The organism is Sphingomonas sp. STIS6.2 (genome assembly GCF_000732685.2).
GTDB classification, from domain to species: domain Bacteria; phylum Pseudomonadota; class Alphaproteobacteria; order Sphingomonadales; family Sphingomonadaceae; genus Sphingomonas; species Sphingomonas aerolata.
Window position 1 is genome coordinate 1 of sequence record NZ_JPDP02000028.1, and the last position, 1,384, is coordinate 1,384.

At 60.7% G+C, this 1,384-nt stretch carries 1 protein-coding gene; it reads left to right on the forward strand.

Annotated features, from left to right (window positions below):
* Window positions 1–87: 87 nt before the first annotated feature.
* On the forward strand, window positions 88–1,113 hold the full coding sequence (locus tag sphst_RS04225) for an IS110 family transposase (protein WP_031394283.1): 1,026 nt from the start codon (window positions 88–90) through the stop codon (window positions 1,111–1,113).
* Window positions 1,114–1,384 lie beyond the last annotated feature (271 nt).

The following is a 1,384-nucleotide window of genomic DNA, read 5'->3' on the forward strand; positions in this document are numbered from 1 at the left end:
CCAAGGCCCCCTTTATGGATGGCTCGCCCCTTATCCGAATCGTTGTCATCCTACGACAGCAGGTCGTTTGAGGAAGGAGCGAAGGTCATGGACGTATCGGTTCTGGGAATTGATCTAGGCAAGAACAGTTGCAGCGTGGTTGGGCTGGATGCGACCGGCAAGGTCGTCGTCCGCCGACGGATGCGCCGCGACACGGTCATCACATACGCCGCAGGTCTGCCGGCTTGCGTCGTGGCGATGGAGGCCTGCTGCGGAGCTCATCACATGGGACGGGCGCTGGCACGACAAGGCCATGCCGTTCGGTTGATGTCGCCGGAATATGTCCGTCCATACGTTAAGGCGCAGAAGAACGACGACCGCGACGCTGAGGCGATCGCGGAAGCGGCAACACGGCCGACCATGCGGTTCGTCGAGTTGAAAACCGAGGAACAACTCGACATGCAAACGCTGCATCGCATCCGTGACCAGCTTGTCGGTGATCGCACCTCGTTGATGAACCAGATCAGGAGTCTTCTTCTGGAGCGCGGCTACATAGTCCCGCAAGGACGCGCAAAGCTTGCCGTCCGGCTGGGTGAGATGCTCGATGGTGACGAGCCAGTGCTGGGCTCTCGTATCCACCGGCTCGTCAGTGATATGCGTCTGCGCTGGATTGCCCTTGATGACCGAATCGCAGAACTCAATGCCGAGTTTACCGAGGCTGCCCGCTCGGATGAGCGAACGCGGCGTCTCCTGACGATTCCTGGTATCGGCGCGCTGAACGCGACGGCGCTGGTAGCTGCAGTTGGCGACGCTCGAACATTCGGACGGGGCAGGGATCTTGCCGCCTGGCTTGGGCTCGTGCCGCGTCAAGCAACGACCGGGGGTAAACCGCGATTGCTCGGCATCACCAAGCGCGGAAGCCGCTATCTGCGAAAAAACCTGATCCAGGGTGCCCGGGCAGCGCTACCGACGATGAGCAAGAGCGACACACGACTTGGAGCCTGGCTGCGCGGCCTTTTGTCACGTTCCCATCACAACACCGTCGTGGTGGCGCTAGCGGCCAAGATGGCGCGCATCGTCTGGGCGCTGCTGCGTCATGAGCGTACTTACGATCCAGCCGCACAAGCGGCTTGAACGAGATCAGCCGATGCACCTTGCACCGGCTGGATGATGTCTGCGGGAGGTAAGTGAAAGATGGCCTGACAGTCGACCGGTGACCTGGAACCCTATGGCTTAAAATGGCACTCGATGCCGGCCCCTTTATGAGGACCAGGACGCGCGGATCTCCATCTTGGCCAACGACCTCGCGTCGAAAGGCCGGATACGTTTTCGCAGACTGCTCAGAACATCAGACACAAACCGCTTGCCGACGGGGCGAGCCATACGTTTTAACCCGCAGGCTCGA